General features: G+C 63.7%; 19 protein-coding genes. 7 read left to right on the top strand and 12 right to left on the bottom strand.

Annotated elements, in window-relative coordinates; all coding sequences use genetic code 11:
* Window positions 1-93: 93 nt before the first annotated feature.
* Complete coding sequence (locus ACW9IN_RS19865; protein ID WP_457367468.1) at window positions 94-1,980, top strand: TonB-dependent receptor domain-containing protein; 1,887 nt, start codon at window positions 94-96, stop codon at window positions 1,978-1,980.
* A 91-nt stretch (window positions 1,981-2,071) separates the two neighbouring features.
* Here ACW9IN_RS19865 and ACW9IN_RS19860 read toward each other — a convergent pair whose 3' ends face one another.
* The 11 genes from ACW9IN_RS19860 to nrdR all read right to left on the bottom strand — a co-directional run bounded on the left by ACW9IN_RS19860 (window position 2,072) and on the right by nrdR (window position 10,279).
* The gene (locus tag ACW9IN_RS19860; protein ID WP_457367467.1) at window positions 2,072-2,860 is read right to left on the bottom strand and encodes a cobalamin-binding protein; all 789 of its coding nucleotides are present in this window, start codon (window positions 2,858-2,860) and stop codon (window positions 2,072-2,074) included.
* Complete coding sequence (locus tag ACW9IN_RS19855; RefSeq protein ID WP_457367466.1) at window positions 2,857-3,276, bottom strand: MFS transporter; 420 nt, start codon at window positions 3,274-3,276, stop codon at window positions 2,857-2,859. The genes ACW9IN_RS19860 and ACW9IN_RS19855 overlap by 4 nt, the downstream gene beginning before the upstream one ends.
* Window positions 3,273-3,890, bottom strand: coding sequence for a GTP cyclohydrolase II (ribA, locus tag ACW9IN_RS19850; protein WP_457367465.1), 618 nt, complete (start codon window positions 3,888-3,890; stop codon window positions 3,273-3,275). Before ribA ends, ACW9IN_RS19855 begins: the two co-directional genes overlap by 4 nt.
* A gap of 129 nt (window positions 3,891-4,019) precedes the next feature.
* On the bottom strand, window positions 4,020-4,748 hold the full coding sequence (locus ACW9IN_RS19845; protein WP_457367464.1) for a substrate-binding periplasmic protein: 729 nt from the start codon (window positions 4,746-4,748) through the stop codon (window positions 4,020-4,022).
* A gap of 66 nt (window positions 4,749-4,814) precedes the next feature.
* Complete coding sequence (thiL, locus tag ACW9IN_RS19840) at window positions 4,815-5,780, bottom strand: thiamine-phosphate kinase (RefSeq protein ID WP_457367463.1); 966 nt, start codon at window positions 5,778-5,780, stop codon at window positions 4,815-4,817.
* An 18-nt stretch (window positions 5,781-5,798) separates the two neighbouring features.
* Window positions 5,799-6,299, bottom strand: a complete 501-nt coding sequence (gene nusB / locus ACW9IN_RS19835; RefSeq protein WP_457367462.1) for a transcription antitermination factor NusB — start codon at window positions 6,297-6,299, stop codon at window positions 5,799-5,801.
* Complete coding sequence (gene ribH / locus ACW9IN_RS19830) at window positions 6,296-6,772, bottom strand: 6,7-dimethyl-8-ribityllumazine synthase (RefSeq protein ID WP_457367461.1); 477 nt, start codon at window positions 6,770-6,772, stop codon at window positions 6,296-6,298. The genes nusB and ribH overlap by 4 nt, the downstream gene beginning before the upstream one ends.
* 91 nt (window positions 6,773-6,863) lie before the next feature.
* On the bottom strand, window positions 6,864-7,955 hold the full coding sequence (ribBA, locus tag ACW9IN_RS19825) for a bifunctional 3,4-dihydroxy-2-butanone-4-phosphate synthase/GTP cyclohydrolase II (protein ID WP_457367460.1): 1,092 nt from the start codon (window positions 7,953-7,955) through the stop codon (window positions 6,864-6,866).
* Between the two features lie 16 nt (window positions 7,956-7,971).
* Complete coding sequence (locus ACW9IN_RS19820) at window positions 7,972-8,634, bottom strand: riboflavin synthase (RefSeq protein ID WP_457367459.1); 663 nt, start codon at window positions 8,632-8,634, stop codon at window positions 7,972-7,974.
* 47 nt (window positions 8,635-8,681) lie between these two features.
* Complete coding sequence (gene ribD / locus ACW9IN_RS19815; protein WP_457367458.1) at window positions 8,682-9,818, bottom strand: bifunctional diaminohydroxyphosphoribosylaminopyrimidine deaminase/5-amino-6-(5-phosphoribosylamino)uracil reductase RibD; 1,137 nt, start codon at window positions 9,816-9,818, stop codon at window positions 8,682-8,684.
* Window positions 9,815-10,279: a transcriptional regulator NrdR gene (gene nrdR, locus ACW9IN_RS19810; RefSeq protein ID WP_016978538.1), complete on the bottom strand. Its 465-nt coding sequence runs from the start codon at window positions 10,277-10,279 to the stop codon at window positions 9,815-9,817. Before nrdR ends, ribD begins: the two co-directional genes overlap by 4 nt.
* 140 nt (window positions 10,280-10,419) lie before the next feature.
* Here nrdR and ACW9IN_RS19805 point away from each other — a divergent pair, with 140 nt between their 5' ends.
* The 3 genes from ACW9IN_RS19805 (at window position 10,420) to trxA (ending at window position 12,505) form a co-directional block, all read left to right on the top strand.
* Window positions 10,420-10,875 carry a YbaY family lipoprotein gene (locus ACW9IN_RS19805; protein ID WP_457367457.1) on the top strand — a complete coding sequence of 152 codons (456 nt, stop codon included), beginning with the start codon at window positions 10,420-10,422 and terminating at the stop codon, window positions 10,873-10,875.
* Complete coding sequence (locus tag ACW9IN_RS19800; protein WP_457367456.1) at window positions 10,872-11,528, top strand: class I SAM-dependent methyltransferase; 657 nt, start codon at window positions 10,872-10,874, stop codon at window positions 11,526-11,528. The genes ACW9IN_RS19805 and ACW9IN_RS19800 overlap by 4 nt, the downstream gene beginning before the upstream one ends.
* A gap of 104 nt (window positions 11,529-11,632) precedes the next feature.
* Complete coding sequence (trxA, locus tag ACW9IN_RS19795) at window positions 11,633-12,505, top strand: thioredoxin (protein WP_457367455.1); 873 nt, start codon at window positions 11,633-11,635, stop codon at window positions 12,503-12,505.
* Here the strand turns inward: trxA and ACW9IN_RS19790 are convergent.
* Window positions 12,502-12,843: a hypothetical protein gene (locus tag ACW9IN_RS19790; protein WP_457367454.1), complete on the bottom strand. Its 342-nt coding sequence runs from the start codon at window positions 12,841-12,843 to the stop codon at window positions 12,502-12,504. The genes trxA and ACW9IN_RS19790 overlap by 4 nt on opposite strands.
* 134 nt (window positions 12,844-12,977) lie before the next feature.
* On the opposite strand from ACW9IN_RS19790, the gene ACW9IN_RS19785 reads away from it, so the two are divergent.
* The 3 genes from ACW9IN_RS19785 (at window position 12,978) to ACW9IN_RS19775 (ending at window position 15,645) form a co-directional block, all read left to right on the top strand.
* Window positions 12,978-13,586, top strand: coding sequence for a DUF2796 domain-containing protein (locus tag ACW9IN_RS19785; protein ID WP_457367453.1), 609 nt, complete (start codon window positions 12,978-12,980; stop codon window positions 13,584-13,586).
* A gap of 81 nt (window positions 13,587-13,667) precedes the next feature.
* Entirely contained in the window at window positions 13,668-14,378 is a 711-nt protein-coding gene (locus ACW9IN_RS19780) for an ABC transporter ATP-binding protein (RefSeq protein WP_457367452.1), read from the top strand.
* A 1-nt stretch (window position 14,379) separates the two neighbouring features.
* Complete coding sequence (locus ACW9IN_RS19775; protein WP_457367451.1) at window positions 14,380-15,645, top strand: ABC transporter permease; 1,266 nt, start codon at window positions 14,380-14,382, stop codon at window positions 15,643-15,645.
* The last annotated feature ends 6 nt before the right edge of the window (window positions 15,646-15,651 follow it).

The following is a 15,651-nucleotide window of genomic DNA, read 5'->3' as shown; positions in this document are numbered from 1 at the left end:
CAGTCACTTCATAGGCTGGCTGACACACTGTTTTCGCGGGCAAGCCCGCTCCCACATTGGTTTTGTGTCAACTTTCAAAACGATGGACAGACCATGAAACGCCTGCACCTGGCCCTGCTGCTCCTGCCCACTCCCGATCTGCTCGCCGACACCCGCGACCAGGCACTGAGCCTTCCCGACGTGGTCATCAGCACCAACCGCCAGGTCCAGGCGCGCAACGACAGCAGCGCCGCCAATACCGTGTTTACCCGCGATGACATCGACCGCCTGCAACCCACCAGCGTGACCGACCTGCTCAGCCGCGTCCCCGGTGTGCAAGTGGCGCGAACCGGCGGGCGCGGCAGCCTGCCGGGGATTTTCATCCGGGGCACCAAGTCCGCCCAGAGCCTGGTGCTGGTGGACGGCCAGCGCATTGCCAATGCCACCTCTGGCGACAGCGGGCTGCAATTCCTGAGTGTCGACCAGATCGAGCGGGTGGAAGTGCTGCGCGGCTCGCGCTCGGTGATCTACGGCAGCGACGCCATCGGCGGAGTCATCCAGATTTTCACCCGGCGCAACGCCCAGGCCGGTGTGCATCCGCGCCTGCACCTGGGGTTTGGCAGCAACCAGACCTGGGAGCGCAGCCTGGGGCTGTCGGGCGGCGACGAACGCACACGCTTCAACCTTGGCGCCAGCCTGGATGAAACCCAAGGCATCAACTGGACCCACGAATCGTTCGCCAGCGATGGTGATCACGATGCCTACCGCAACAAGTCCATCAGCTTGAACCTCAGCCACTCGCTGAACGACGACCTCGAAGTCGGCTTCAACCTGTTGGATGGCCGGGGCAAGTCGGAGTACGACAACCCGTTCGGCCGCTTTATCAGCTTTTCCGAAACCGTCGGCCAGAAGCCCTACACCGATTACACCGTCAGCAGCGCAAGCGGTTACGTCGATGCCCGGCTCAACGAACGCTGGCAAACCCGCCTGGAACTGGGCCACAGCGAAAACCGCGACAAGAAGCGCGATTACCTGAGCAACGACGGCAGCGCCTTCAACACCTACCGCGATTCGGTGAACTGGCAAAACGACGTGACCCTGGACGACCGCAACCGCCTGATTCTGGGCGGCGACTGGTATGAAGACCGTGTACACGCCAGCACTGATTTCGATCAGGACAGCCGCTGGAACCGCGCGGTGTTTATCCAGCATCGCTTCGCGGCAGAGCGGTTCTCCACCGAGCTGGGCCTAAGGCACGACACCAACCAGCAGTTCGGCAGCCAGAACACCTGGAGCGGCACCCTGACGGTACCGCTCAACCCCGACAACGATGTGCTGCTGTCCTATAGCGAGGGGTTCCGGGCGCCCAGTTTCAACGATTTGTACTACCCCGGCAGCAGCAACCCCAACCTCAAGCCCGAGCACTCGAAAAGCTACGAGCTGCAATGGCGCAGCCAGTTGAGCGACAGCACACGCCTGGAAACCTCGCTGTACCGCACCGACCTCAAGGACGCCATCGTCGCGCAGCCGGTGGATTTCTACATCCCGCATAACGTGGCATCCGCACGCATCAACGGCTTTGAAGCCGCGCTCAAACAGGAGCTGTTCGGCTGGCAAGGCAACCTCGGGCTGTCGATCATCGACCCGCGCGACCGTGACAGCGGCCATACCCTGGCCCGTCGCGCCCGCCGCACACTGAGCCTGGACCTGGACCGGCAGTTCGACAAACTGGGCGTGGGCGCCAGTTGGCAAGCGGTCAGCAACAGCTACGACGATGAAGAGAACCGCAATCGCCTCGGCGGGTATGCCCTGCTGGGGTTGCGCAGCAGTTGGGCGCTGAACCGCGAGGTGTTGTTGTCGGTGAAGGTGGATAACGTGCTGGACAAGACCTATGCACGGGCCATGTACAGCTACCAGGACCCGAACTTCGAGAATAATCAGGATTATCGCGAAGAAGGCCGGGTGTGGATGTTGGGGGTGACTTGGACCCCCGATATCTGAATTGACAGGTCCGGCCTCATCGCAGGCAAGCCAGCTCCCACAGGGGAAACGCATTCCAAATGTGGGAGCGGGCTTGCTCGCGAAAGCGGTCTCACGGGTTCGGCGCAATCACCTGACACAACCGCCCCACCGCTTCCAGCATCTGCCCGCTGGGCCGCTCCAGGCCCTTGTCCGGCACCACGCGCACCCGCCCAGCCATCGCCGGCCAAACCTGCCAGGCTGTTTTCTGAGCCTGATCCCCCACCAGAATCATCTCGGGATCACGCTGCAATACCGCTTCGATACTCACCTGTGGCGCCGGCAGTTTCAGGTCGTCGAACACATTGCGCGCGCCGCATACGCCCAGCGCATCGCTGATGATCTGTCCACCTCCAACGGTGTACAGCGGCTGGTTCCACACCTGGTAAAACACCCGCAACGGCTCGGCACGCTGATAACGCTGGCGCAACTCAGCCAGGCGTTGGCGTAACTGCGCGGCGAGTTGCCGGCCAGCCTCCGGGCGCCCCAATTGCTTGGCGATGGCCTGGACCTGGGCAGCCAGTTGTTCAAGGCTATGGGGTTCGGCGACGTACACCGGGATATCGAGGCGTTGTAACTGTTCGCGCTGGGCCGGACCGACGCTGCCAGGCCAGAGCAGAATCAAGTCCGGTTTGAGGCTGAGCAGGCGCTCCATATCCAACTGACCATAGCGCCCCACCGAGGGTACCTTCGCCAGCGCCGCCGGCCGGTCACCGCCATCGAGCACGCCCACCAGCAGATCGGCAGCGCCCAGTTCGACGACGATTTCAGACAGGGACGGCGCCAGGCTGACCACACGCTCGACCGCCCACGCCTGGGCACCGAATGCCAGCAGCAGAACCGCCAGCCAATGGCGCATCATCCCAGTTGGCGGGGAATGCGGTAGAGGTAAAACAGCACCAGGGTCGACAGCGCCAGCAGAAACAACGGCACCGCTTCCAGGCCGACAAACACCGACAACGCGCCGATCCAAGCCGGGATGGCCGCCACCAGCAAGGCAATCCGCCGACGCGCCGCCAGGGTGATCCAGGCCGCCGGTTCTTCGGGGGTATCCAGGGCTTTGGAGGTGGCGATCAAGGCGTGTTTATAGCCGTTGAAGTAGCGCAGGCTAAGAAACATCGAGGCCACGCCGGCGATGAAGAACGGCATGGCCAATACAGGGAGCAAGGACTCAGCCTGGCCAAAGACCAGGTTGAGCACGAACAGGGGAAGCAGCGCCAGGGCCAGGTACTGCCACCAGTTGAAGGACAGTCGCCGTTTTACCTGGCCTCGGGTCACGCGCGGTCGACCTCGCCCTGATGCTCATTGCCCATCATGTGGTCGAGCTTGCTGGCCTTGGTGGCCAAGTAGAGCTTGTTGTGCGGGTTATGGCCAGTATGCAGCGGCACGCGCTCGGCCACGGTGATGCCCATGTCGGTCAAGGCTTTGACCTTGCGCGGGTTGTTGGTCATCAGGCGCAGCGACTTCACGCCCAGATGCTCGAGCATCGGCAGGCAGATCGCGTAGTCACGCTGGTCGGCGGCAAAGCCCAGGCGTTCGTTGGCCTCGACCGTGTCGGCGCCGCCGTCTTGCAGTTCGTAGGCGCGGATCTTGTTCATCAAGCCGATGCCACGGCCTTCCTGACGCAAGTACAGCAACACGCCACGGCCTTCACGGGCGATGGCACGCAATGCAGCTTCCAGTTGCGAACCGCAGTCGCAACGCTGGCTGAACAATGCATCACCGGTCAGGCACTCGGAGTGCACACGGCCCAGGACAGGGGCGCCGTCGGCAATATCGCCCAGGCTGAGCACAACGTGCTCGCGGCCCGTGGCTTCTTCGAGAAAGCCGTTCATGGTGAACGTGGCAAATGGGGTAGGCAGCTTGGAAGCAGCGACGAAAACGACGGGCACCGTGTGCTCCTGAATTCAATTTCTACAAAGGCGGCCATTGTAACAGCAGGTTCCTACAGACGCTTAAGCTGAATTATCGCTGATAAAGATCAATCGGTTCGATTGGCCTTCATGCCGGTTCTATGCTGGTCAGAATGGATACGGCTGTTTCCAGCGTTCGAAAATCCGCTTCAGCTCGCCGTTTTTCACCAGCACCGCCATTCGCTGGTCGAAGACCGCCATCAGGGCACGCCCCCGCTCGTTGTCGGCGAAACCCACGTAGAGCGGCAGCTCGGCGATGTGAGTCAGCCTGAATTGCGACCGGTCCTGCGCCTGATCGAGCACGACGTTGACTTCGGTCAAGGCATCGATGTAGAAGTCGGCGCGGGCATGTTCCAGCATCGGCAGAATGCCGTCGCGCCGCTCGATCTGGTTGAAACGGTGCACATTGGGCAGGTACGCCTCGTACTTGTAACCACGTACCCAGGCCAGACGGTAATCACCCAGGGTAGCCGCTGTCGGAACCGGCGTACCCGCCAGGCCGAGGGCGTAGATGTGGTCGGAATCGAAGTGCCAGTGCGGGTACAACACGCCCTTGGCCTCGTCACGGTAGGAGCCGACCCAGCCATCCACCTCGCCCCGCTGGGCAAGGCCGACTGAACGCGTGTAGGGCACGGTGCGGGTCAGCAGCTTGACTCCGGCAGGCTCGAAGACCTGGCGCAATACATCCCAGGCCAGCCCCGTACCATCGGCGTTGGTGTAGTCGTCCCAGTCCTCACTCGCCAGCATCACCTTGCCGGGCACCCCCGGCACGTCCTGAGCCTGCGCCAGGGTCGCACCGACACACAGCAGTATCAGTAGCCAGCGACGCACATCCATTGGGACAACCTCCTACAAGGCCTTGCATCCGTGATTTCGCTATAGAGGGTAGCGCAGGGAGGCGACTTAGGGCGCGTCGTTGAAATGCTGATAGCCACGCACGACCGGGGTGATGTCCTGCCCATGGGCGTCGAGCAGGGTCACGCCCTGCCCCGCTTCGACCCGGCCGATCACCTGGACCGGCCAGCCTGCGGCCAGCAGCGGCGCCAATTCGCTGCTGGGCAGGGTGAACACCAGAACGTAGTCGTCGCCGCCGCTCAAGGCGGCCACACAGGCGCCTTGCGCCCCGGCAAACGCCAGCAACGCCGGGGACAGCGGCAAGCGTTCGCGCTCGATCAACAGACTGACAGCCGATGCCTTGGCGATATGCCCGCAATCGGCCAGAAGCCCGTCGGAGATATCCATCGCGGAGGTCGCCTTGCCCCGTAACGCCAACCCCAGCGCCAGTTGCGGTTGTGGCGACCAGTAATGCGCCAGCAGTGGCTCGGCGATGGCCGCCTCTGCGCTACGCTGCCCGAGCACCAGCGGCAAGGCGCCCGCGGCGTTGCCCAGTTCGCCGCCCACGCACAGCAGGTCACCTGGCCGTGCGCCGCTGCGGGTCAATGCTTGCCCGGTCGGCACGCGGCCAAAGACGGTCAGCGTCAGGCTCAGCGGACCGCGCGTGGTATCGCCGCCCACCAGCGTCACACCGCAGTTTTGCGCCATGGTGTTCAAACCCTGGGCATAACGCTGCAACCAATCGGCGTCCACCGTCGGCGTGGTCAAGGCAAGGGTAAAGGCAAGGGGATGGGCGCCCATGGCGGCCAGATCGCTCACGGCCACGGCCAACGAACGCTGGCCCAGCAGGAACGGGTCACAGGGGTCGGCGAAGTGCACGCCGGCCACCAGGGTATCGGTGGAGACGGCCAACTGCTCCCCGGCGGGGAGCGCCAGCAAGGCGCAGTCGTCGCCAATCCCCAGCGCAATGCCCTCGCCGCCTTGCGCACAAGGCGCGGCGGCGAAGTAGTTGCGGATCAGCTCAAACTCACCCATGGGAAACTCAAGCGCGTATCAGCGCTTGTGTTCCTTGACTTCAGCTTCGCGCAGGCGCGGGGCAAGCTTGTCGAGTACACCGTTGACGAACTTGTGGCCGTCGGTCGAACCATAGACTTTCGCCAGTTCGATACCTTCGTTGATCACCACGCGGTAAGGCACGTCGACGCGATACAGCAATTCCCAGGTGGACAGGCGCAGCACGGCCAATTCAACCGGGTCCAGCTCTTCGAGGGTCAGGTCCAGGCAGGGCGCCAGGGCCGCGTCGATCTCGCTCAGGTGCGCGTGCACGCCGTGCAGGATGTCGTGGAAGTAGCTCTGGTCGGCCAGGGAAAAATCGTTGTCGACGCGAAACTGCGCTTCGATCTCGTTCAACGACGCGCCAGCCAGGTGGCGCTGATACAGCGCCTGGGTCGCCAACTGACGAGCCGCGCGACGCTTCTCGTTCTTGGATGGCTTGCCGGCGTCCGCAGGACGTGGGTCGCGCGGGTTGAAACGATCGCTCTCGTCGGAAATCACTTGGCCTCCAACTGCGACAGCAGGCTGACCATTTCCAGGGCCGACAGGGCCGCTTCAGCACCTTTGTTACCGGCCTTGGTGCCGGAACGCTCGATGGCTTGCTCGATGGAATCCACGGTCAGCACGCCGAAAGACACCGGCACGCCGAACTCCATGGATACCTGGGCCAGGCCCTTGGTGCATTCGCCGGCGACGTATTCGAAGTGCGGAGTGCCACCACGAATGACCGCGCCCAGGGCGATGATCGCTGCATATTCGCCACGCTGGGCGACTTTCTGCGCAACCAGTGGGATTTCGAAGGCGCCAGGGGCACGGATGATGGTGATGTCGCTCTCGCTCACACCGTGGCGAACCAGGGCGTCCACGGCACCGCTTACCAGGCTTTCAACCACGAAGCTGTTGAAGCGGCCAACCACCAGGGCGTAGCGGCCTTTGGGGGCGATGAAGGTACCTTCGATGGTCTTCAGGGTCATTCGACAAATCTCTTAAAGAGCCGGGACGCGTCTCGTACGCGCCCCTTGGTGATATTTGAACCGCGAACAAGGGGCAAAGAACCGCCTGCCTTTATTCGGAGGGCACGTATTCTACAACTTCCAGGTCGAAACCGGATATCGCATTAAATTTCATCGGTGCGCTCATCAAGCGCATTTTGCGCACGCCCAGGTCCCGAAGGATCTGCGAGCCGGCGCCGACGATGCTGTAGGTGGTCGGTTTTTTCGCCACGGCCTGGTCGGCGGTTTCGCGGATATGCGCCAGCAGGACATCGCCGTCCAGCGGATGGCCAAGCAACAGCACCACGCCGCTGCCCGCCTCGGACACCGCGGACATCGCGGCCCGCAGGCTCCAGCGCCCAGGCTGCTTGACGTGCAGCAGGTCACGCAGCGGGTCCATGTTGTGCACGCGCACCAGGGTCGGTTCTTCGGCGCAGATGTTGCCCAGGGTCAGGGCCATGTGCACATCGCCTTCCACCGAATCACGGTAGGTGACCAGGTTGAAATGGCCCAGCTCGCTGTCCAGCGGCTGTTCGGAAATCCGCTGAATGGTACGTTCGTGGATCATCCGGTAGTGGATCAGGTCGGCGATGGTGCCGATCTTGATACCGTGTTCGGCAGCAAAGGCTTCCAGTTCCGGGCGACGGGCCATGGTGCCGTCGTCGTTCATCACTTCACAGATCACGCCACTGGGCTCGAAACCGGCCATGCGCGCCAGGTCGCAGGCAGCTTCAGTGTGGCCGGCACGGGCCAGGGTACCGCCCGGTTGAGCCATCAGCGGGAAGATGTGGCCGGGGCTGACGATATCGTCGGCCTTGGCGTCCCGGGCCGCAGCCGCTTGCACGGTGCGGGCGCGGTCGGCCGCGGAGATGCCGGTGGTCACGCCGGTGGTGGCCTCAATGGACACCGTGAATTTGGTGCCAAAGCCCGAGCCATTGCGCGGTGCCATCAGCGGCAGCTTGAGCAGCTCGCAGCGCTCGCGGGTCATCGGCATACAGATCAGGCCACGGGCGTGCTTGGCCATGAAGTTGATGTGCTCGGCCTGGCACAACTCGGCGGCCATGATGATGTCGCCTTCGTTTTCGCGGTCTTCGTCATCCATCAGGATGACCATCTTGCCTTGGCGGATGTCTTCAACCAGTTCTTCGATGCTATTGAGCGCCACGCGGCACCCCCTTCGGTCAGGATTTCAGGTAGCCGTTAGCGGCCAAAAAACTTTCAGTGATGTTACCGGATGCAGGCTCTGCGGCCTTTTCGCCCAGCAGCAGGCGTTCCAGGTAACGGGCCAGCAAGTCCACTTCCAGATTCACCCGGCGACCTGGCTGGTAGGAGGCCATGATGGTTTCGCTAAGGGTGTGCGGAATGATGGTCAGCTCGAACTCGGCGCCGTTCACGGCGTTCACGGTGAGGCTGGTGCCATCCACGGTGATCGAGCCTTTGTGTGCGATGTACTTGGCCAGCTCCTTCGGCGCGCGAATGCGGAACTCCACGGCACGTGCGTTCTCGCTGCGGGACACGACTTCGCCGACGCCGTCGACATGGCCGCTGACCAGGTGACCGCCCAGGCGGGTGGTCGGGGTCAGGGCTTTTTCCAGGTTGACCGGGCTGCCGGGCTTGAGATCGTTCATCGCGGTGCAGTCCAGGGTTTCCCGGCTGACGTCGGCGGCAAAACCATTGCCTGGCAGTTCGATGACCGTGAGGCACACGCCGCTGACGGCGATGCTGTCGCCCAGCTTGACGTCGCCCAGGTCCAGCTTGCCGGTTTCAACCAGCAGGCGTACGTCGCCACCTTTGGGGGTCATTGCGCGGATGCTGCCGATGGATTCGATGATGCCGGTGAACATGGCCTACTCCTGGAAAACGGTACGGGCACTTGAGCGCCCGGTCAGAATTATACGCGCGCGGCGGGTAGCGGGACGGCAGTGACTCGCCAGTCGTCGCCTACCGCGCGCATTTCAGTGATCTTGAGTTGGGGGCCGTCGGCCAGTTTCTCAAGCGGCCAGTCCAGCAAGGGACGGGCAGCGGAGCCAAGGAACTTGCCGGCGATGAAAATCACGTATTCATCCACCAGGCCCTGCTGGGCAAACGCGCCGGCCAGGCTCGGGCCGGCCTCCACCAACACTTCGTTGACACCCCGCGCCGCCAGGGCGACCAGGGCCGAGCGTAGATCGACCTGGCCGTCCACGCCCGGTACCACCAGGCATTCGGGGCCGCGGCTGTACTGGTTTTCCGGGGCAACGCAGGTGATGACCAACGCCGGACCGGCTTTGAAGAACGGCGCATCGAGCGGCACCCGCAGGCGGCCATCGATCAGCACGCGCAGCGGCGGACGCGACAGGGCGAGCGCGGTGGTGGCGTCGTCCAGGCCGAGTTCATCAGCGCGCACCGTCAGGCGTGCACCATCAGCCAATACGGTGTCGGCACCGGTCAGCACGACGCTGGCCCGGGCGCGCAGACGCTGCACGGCAGCGCGGGCGGCCGGGCCGGTGATCCATTGGCTTTCACCGCTGGCCATCGCGGTGCGACCGTCCAGGCTCATCGCCAGCTTGACCCGCACGAACGGCAAGCCGTGTTCCATGCGTTTGAGGAAACCGGGGTTCAGGGCTCGCGCTTCGTTTTCCAGCACGCCGCTGCGCACTTCGATGCCGGCCTGGGCCAGGCGCTGCATGCCACGCCCCGCCACTTCCGGGTTGGGGTCCTGCATGCCCGCCACCACCCGCGCCACGCCCGCACTGACCAGCGCGTCGGCACAGGGCGGCGTACGCCCGTGGTGACTGCACGGCTCAAGGGTCACGTACACCGTGGCGCCCCGGGCCTTGTCGCCGGCGGCGCGCAGGGCGTTGGGCTCGGCATGGGGCTCGCCGGTGCGTTCGTGCCAGCCCTCGCCGACGATCTGCCCGTCCCGCACGATCACGCAACCGACCCGAGGGTTGGGGTGCGTGGTGTACAGTCCCTTGCGCGCCAGTTCCAGGGCACGGGCCATGTAATGGGCGTCGAGTACGGCTTGTTCAGCAGACAGTGAATTCATTCTTTGACCGGCTCACGGGCCAGGCGGTCGATCTCTTCGCGGAACTCGTTGAGGTCCTGGAAGCGTCGATACACCGAGGCGAAACGGATATAGGCGACTTCGTCGAGCTTTTGCAGCTCGCCCATCACCAGCTCTCCCACCACCAGGCTCTTGACCTCGCGTTCGCCGGTCGCCCGCAGCTTGTGCTTGATATGCACCAGCGCCGCCTCCAGTCGCTCGACACTCACCGGGCGTTTTTCCAGGGCGCGCTGCATACCGGCGCGCAGTTTTTCTTCGTCGAAGGGCTGGCGGCTGCCGTCGGATTTGATCAGGCGCGGCAACACCAGTTCGGCGGTTTCGAAGGTGGTGAAACGTTCACCGCAGGCCAGGCATTCGCGCCGGCGACGCACTTGATCGCCCTCGGCGACCAGACGCGAGTCAATGACCTTGGTGTCGTTGGCACCGCAGAAGGGACAGTGCATGGTTGGCAGGCAACAAAAAATGGGAGGGCCATGGTAGCGCATCCCCGTGGCAAGACAAGCCATAGCCTTTGCGGTATATAGGCTGACTATTATGTTTCATATTTTTTAAGCCACGGATGTTGTCCTTTCTGGAGCCGTACATGCAGTTTCGACCCTTTGTTTTAGTCACCTTGTTCAGTTTCCTGGTCGCCTGCAGCAGCGAAGCCCCCAAGCCGGCTGCTCCTCAGCCCACGCCGGTGCAAGAGAAAAAAGTCCCGGGCATCGAAGACCTCGGTCCCTTGCCGGCCTATCAGCGTGAAATCAGCGGCACCCTCAACGGCGTGCCGGCCGGCGCCGAAGTCGAGCTGGCCCTGCTGGTGATCGACGATCGCTCGCGCCCGCAACAATTGCTCGCCAGCAGCGTGTTGACCGGCAACGGCCAGCCCGTCGCCTTCCGCCTGCGCTTCAACCCCGATGCCTTCCCCGCCGGCGCGCGCGTGGAGTTGCGTGGGCGTGCCAGCCAGTCCGGACAATTGATCCTGCATCTGCCCGCCGTGCGCATCACCCAGGCGATCACCCAGACCACCGGCCCCCTGCAACTCGTCAAGGCACCATGACGCCACCGCTGGACCTGCAACGGGCGCTGAGCGAGCTGATCGGCGACGCTCGGCTGATACCGCGCCCCTTGCCAGGCACCGAGTTGTCGTTATGGCTGCTCGACGCCGACAACATGGACCGCGCCTTCAGCCCCGAGGAAACCCGGCGCATCCTGCATGAACCGCCCTACTGGAGCTTTTGCTGGGCCAGCGGCCTGGCGTTGGCCCGCTACCTGGCGGCGAACCCGGCGTGGGTCGCGGGCAGACGCGTGCTGGATTTTGGTGCCGGCTCCGGCGTGGCAGGAATTGCGGCCGCGAAGGCCGGCGCACTGGAAGTGGTGGTTTGCGACCTCGACCCGCTGGCCTTGGCTGCGTGCCGGGTGAATGCCGCGCTCAACGGTGTGGCGCTTAATTATTCAAGCGACTTTTTCGCCGAAACCGACCGCTTCGACCTGATCCTGGTAGCCGACGTGCTCTACGACCGCGCCAACCTGCCATTGCTGGACCAGTTCCTGAGCCGAGGCCGTGAAACACTGGTGGCGGACTCACGGGTGCGAGACTTTCAGCACCCGGCTTATCGACGGCTGGACATCCTTGAAGCCCTGACCCTGCCGGACCTGGCCGAGCCCTGGGAGTTTCGCAAGGTGAGTCTGTACCATTCGCGGCGGCCTTGAGGCCATCGCGGGCAAGCCCGCTCCCACACTTGACCTGGAGAGCTTTCAGCCAATCGCCCCAGCCCTTATAGTTCCCCCCATTCCCGCTTTGTTCGAGACGCCCCATGAGTGAGCCCACGCCGTACATCTTCGATGCAACCACCGCCACCTTCGACCAGGCGGTGATCGAAAACTCGTTCCACAAACCCGTGCTGGTGGATTTCTGGGCTGAGTGGTGCGCGCCCTGCAAGGCGCTGATGCCGATGCTGGCGCAGATCGCCGAGAGTTATCAGGGGGCGTTGCTGCTGGCCAAGGTCGATTGCGACGCGGAGCAGGATATCGTCGCGCGGTTTGGTATTCGCAGCCTGCCGACGGTGGTGCTGTTCAAGGATGGCCAGCCGGTGGACGGCTTTGCCGGGGCGCAGCCGGAGTCGGCGGTGCGGGCGATGCTGGAACCCCATGTGCAGATGCCGCCACCGGCGGCGGCGGATCCGCTGGAGCAGGCCCAGGCGCTGTTTGCCGACGGTCGTATCAGCGACGCCGAGGCGGTGCTGGTCGCGCTGCTGGGCGAGGACAATACCAACGCCGGCGCGCTGATCCTGTACGCACATTGCCTGGCCGAGCGCGGCGAGTTGGGTGAGGCGCAAACCGTGCTGGACGCCGTGAAAAGCGACGAGCACAAGGCCGCCCTTGCGGGCGCCAAGGCGCAGATCACCTTCCTGCGCCAGGCCGCCGACCTGCCCGACGCCGCCGACCTGAAAAGCCGCCTGGCGCAAAACCCGCAGGACGATGAAGCCGCCTACCAACTGGCCATCCAGCAACTGGCGCGCCAGCAGTACGATGCCGCGCTGGAAGGGCTGCTCAAGCTGTTTACCCGCAACCGCAGTTACAGCGAAGGCCTGCCGCACAAGACCTTGCTGCAAGTGTTCGAACTATTGGGCAATGACCACCCGCTGGTGAGCGTGTACCGTCGCAAGCTGTTTGCCGCGCTGTACTAATCGCCGATCCAGCTGTACAGCGGCGTATCGGCGCCGCTGGCCACCTTCACGTTTGAACTGTGGCGCAGGCGCACCAACAGGCGCTTGCCGGACGCGGCATCGCCGGCCAGTCCTTCCAGTTGGTCGAGCAATTCCAGGCCACTGAGTTGCCCGGCCTTGCGCAATAAATCCTGAGCGCTCTGCCACAGATCGTCGTTCTGCCTCACCGGTGCCGCAGCCCCTGCGGCGGGCACCGGGGCCGCCTGCAACTGCGCCCCCAGGCGTGCCCAATCGCCGTCGTCCAGTTCCAGGGTCAAGTCCACCGGCAGGTCGCCGACGGTTCCACGAATTCGCAACATCGTCCTTACTCCTGCACTTTTTTCTGACGGGCATGCTCCCACGCGGCTTGCGCAACGCCAAGCGGGCGGTCAAACTCTCGGCACTATTGTTATAAGATCACATAACAAAACCTTCATGTTTCGGAGTCTGCTCAATGCGCCGTCTGTTGCTTGCCTTGCCGATCGCCCTGCTGCCACTGGCGGTTGCCCACGCCCATGATGATCATGATCACGCCCATGAACACGGTAGCCTCGGCGCCCATGAACACGGAGTCGGGCGCCTCAACGCAGTGCTCGACGGCCAGGCGCTGGAGCTTGAGCTCGACAGCCCGGCGATGAACCTGGTGGGCTTCGAACACTTGGCCACCACCCCGGCCGACAAAGCCAAGGTGGCCGCCGCACGCAAGCAACTGGAGAGCCCATTGGCGCTGTTCAACCTGCCCAAGGGCGCAGGTTGCGTCGTGAGCAGTCAGGAACTGAACAGTCCACTGTTCGGCGACAAGCCTGAAGCCGACCACGACGACGATGATGACGACCACGATCACGACGCAAAAGACGCTGCCCACGAACATCATCACGACCACAGTGAAATCCACGCCCACTACCAGTTCACCTGCGCCACACCGACAGCGTTGAGCAACCTGGATCTGAGCCAGGTGTTCAAGACCTTCCCCGCCACCCAGAAAATTCAGGTACAACTGATCGGCCCGAGCGGCCAGCAAGGCGTAGAAGCGACGGCCCAGGCCGCCACGCTGAAATTCTGATCTGACAATGCAGTCAATGTGGGAGCTGGCTTGCCAGCTCCCACCGGGTTTTGCGCCATTTTTTGATATCTGTGATTTCCAATGACCCACGCACTGATCGAACTGCACGACCTGGGCTTCAACTGGCCCGGTCACCCCCAGTTGCTGGACATCCCCGCGTTCCGCCTGGAAGCGGGGGAAACCCTGTTTCTGAAAGGCCCGAGCGGCAGTGGCAAGACCACCCTGCTGGGCCTGCTCGGCGGTGTGCAAAAGCCGACCCGGGGCAGCATTCGCCTGCTCGGCCAGGAGCTGACCGAACTCTCGGCCGGCGCCCGCGACCGCTTTCGTGTCGACCACACCGGCTACATCTTCCAGCAGTTCAACCTGCTGCCGTTTCTGTCGGTGCGCGAGAACGTCGAGCTGCCTTGCCACTTTTCCTCACTGCGCGCGCAACGGGCCAGGCAGCGCCACGGCAGTGTCGATCAAGCCGCCGCCGCACTGCTCGCGCACCTGGGCTTGAAGGACAAGGACATCCTGGAACGCCGCGCCGATTCGCTGTCCATCGGCCAGCAACAGCGGGTGGCTGCCGCCCGCGCGCTGATCGGCCAACCGGAACTGGTGATCGCCGACGAACCCACCTCGGCCCTGGACTACGACGCCCGCGAAGCCTTCCTGCAACTGCTGTTCGCCGAATGCCGTGATGCAGGCGCCAGCCTGTTGTTTGTCAGCCATGACCAGAGCCTGGCGCCGTTGTTCGACCGCAACCTGTCGCTGGCCGAACTCAATCGCGCCGCCGCGCCCGCAGAGGTTTGAGATGTATCTGTTTCGTCTAGCCATGGCCAGCCTGGCTAACCGCCGCTTTACCGCGATCCTCACCGCGTTCGCCATCGCCCTGTCCGTGTGCTTGTTGCTTGCGGTGGAGCGGGTGCGCACCGAAGCGCGCAACAGTTTTGCCAGCACCATCAGCGGCACCGACCTGATCGTCGGCGCCCGCTCCGGCTCGGTGAACCTGCTGCTGTATTCGGTGTTTCGCATCGGCAACGCCACCAACAACATTCGCTGGGACAGCTTCGAGCACTTCGCCGCCAACCCCCAGGTGAAATGGGCGATCCCGATTTCCCTCGGCGACTCCCACCGCGGCTACCGCGTGATGGGCACCAACGACGCCTACTTCGCGCATTACCAGTACGGTCGCAAGCAAAACCTCGAACTGGCCAGCGGCCGTGCCTTTGCCAGCGACCCGTTCGAAGTGGTGCTCGGCGCCGAAGTGGCCGATGCGCTGCATTACAAACTGGGCGACAAACTGGTGCTGGCCCACGGCGTGGCGGTGGTCAGCCTGGTCAAGCACGATGACAAGCCCTTCACCGTGGTCGGCATTCTCAAGCGCACCGGCACACCGGTGGACCGCACGCTGCACATCAGCCTCGGCGGTATGGAAGCCATCCATATCGACTGGCACAACGGCGTACCGGCCCAGGGCAAGGGCCGGATCAGCGCCGACCAGGCACGCAACATGGACCTCACTCCGCAGGCCATCACCGCGTTCATGCTCGGCCTGAACAACAAGATTTCCACCTTTGCCCTGCAACGGGAGATCAATGATTTTCGTGGCGAGCCGATGCTGGCGATCCTGCCGGGCGTAGCCCTGCAAGAGCTGTGGAGCATGATGGGCACCGCCGAAAAAGCGCTGTTCGTGATCTCGCTGTTCGTGGTGCTGACCGGGTTGATCGGCATGCTCACGGCGATCCTCACCAGCCTCAACGAACGCCGCCGCGAGATGGCGATCTTGCGCTCGGTGGGCGCTCGCCCCTGGCATATCGCAAGCCTGCTGATCTTCGAAGCCTTCACCCTGGCGCTGTCCGGCGTGGTGGCGGGCCTGGGCCTGCTGTACATCTGCATCGCCGCATCGCGCGGTTACTTGCAGGCCAACTATGGCCTGGACCTGCCGATGGCCTGGCCCAGTGAATATGAATGGACACTGCTCGCCGCTATCCTGGCCGCCGCGCTGTTGATGGGCAGCGTGCCCGCCTGGCGCGCCTATCGACAATCCCTGGCCGACGGCCTGTCCATACGTTTATGAGGAAGG

This window comes from Pseudomonas sp. SDO5271_S396 (assembly GCF_054071795.1).
The sequence above is the reverse complement of the archived record's forward strand: the minus strand, read 5'-3'. Positions and strand labels throughout refer to the sequence as shown.

Coding starts and splice junctions, on each gene's coding strand:
- ACW9IN_RS19820 (WP_457367459.1), bottom strand. CDS start 8,634: ATGTTCACCGGCATCATCGAATCCATCGGCAGCATCCGCGCAATGACC.
- ACW9IN_RS19790 (WP_457367454.1), bottom strand. CDS start 12,843: ATGTTGCGAATTCGTGGAACCGTCGGCGACCTGCCGGTGGACTTGACC.
- ACW9IN_RS19780 (WP_457367452.1), top strand. CDS start 13,668: ATGACCCACGCACTGATCGAACTGCACGACCTGGGCTTCAACTGGCCC.
- ribD (WP_457367458.1), bottom strand. CDS start 9,818: ATGAATTCACTGTCTGCTGAACAAGCCGTACTCGACGCCCATTACATG.
- thiL (WP_457367463.1), bottom strand. CDS start 5,780: ATGGGTGAGTTTGAGCTGATCCGCAACTACTTCGCCGCCGCGCCTTGT.
- ACW9IN_RS19845 (WP_457367464.1), bottom strand. CDS start 4,748: ATGGATGTGCGTCGCTGGCTACTGATACTGCTGTGTGTCGGTGCGACC.
- nrdR (WP_016978538.1), bottom strand. CDS start 10,279: ATGCACTGTCCCTTCTGCGGTGCCAACGACACCAAGGTCATTGACTCG.
- ACW9IN_RS19805 (WP_457367457.1), top strand. CDS start 10,420: ATGCAGTTTCGACCCTTTGTTTTAGTCACCTTGTTCAGTTTCCTGGTC.
- ribH (WP_457367461.1), bottom strand. CDS start 6,772: ATGACCCTGAAGACCATCGAAGGTACCTTCATCGCCCCCAAAGGCCGC.
- ACW9IN_RS19775 (WP_457367451.1), top strand. CDS start 14,380: ATGTATCTGTTTCGTCTAGCCATGGCCAGCCTGGCTAACCGCCGCTTT.
- ACW9IN_RS19785 (WP_457367453.1), top strand. CDS start 12,978: ATGCGCCGTCTGTTGCTTGCCTTGCCGATCGCCCTGCTGCCACTGGCG.
- ACW9IN_RS19865 (WP_457367468.1), top strand. CDS start 94: ATGAAACGCCTGCACCTGGCCCTGCTGCTCCTGCCCACTCCCGATCTG.
- ACW9IN_RS19860 (WP_457367467.1), bottom strand. CDS start 2,860: ATGATGCGCCATTGGCTGGCGGTTCTGCTGCTGGCATTCGGTGCCCAG.
- ACW9IN_RS19800 (WP_457367456.1), top strand. CDS start 10,872: ATGACGCCACCGCTGGACCTGCAACGGGCGCTGAGCGAGCTGATCGGC.
- trxA (WP_457367455.1), top strand. CDS start 11,633: ATGAGTGAGCCCACGCCGTACATCTTCGATGCAACCACCGCCACCTTC.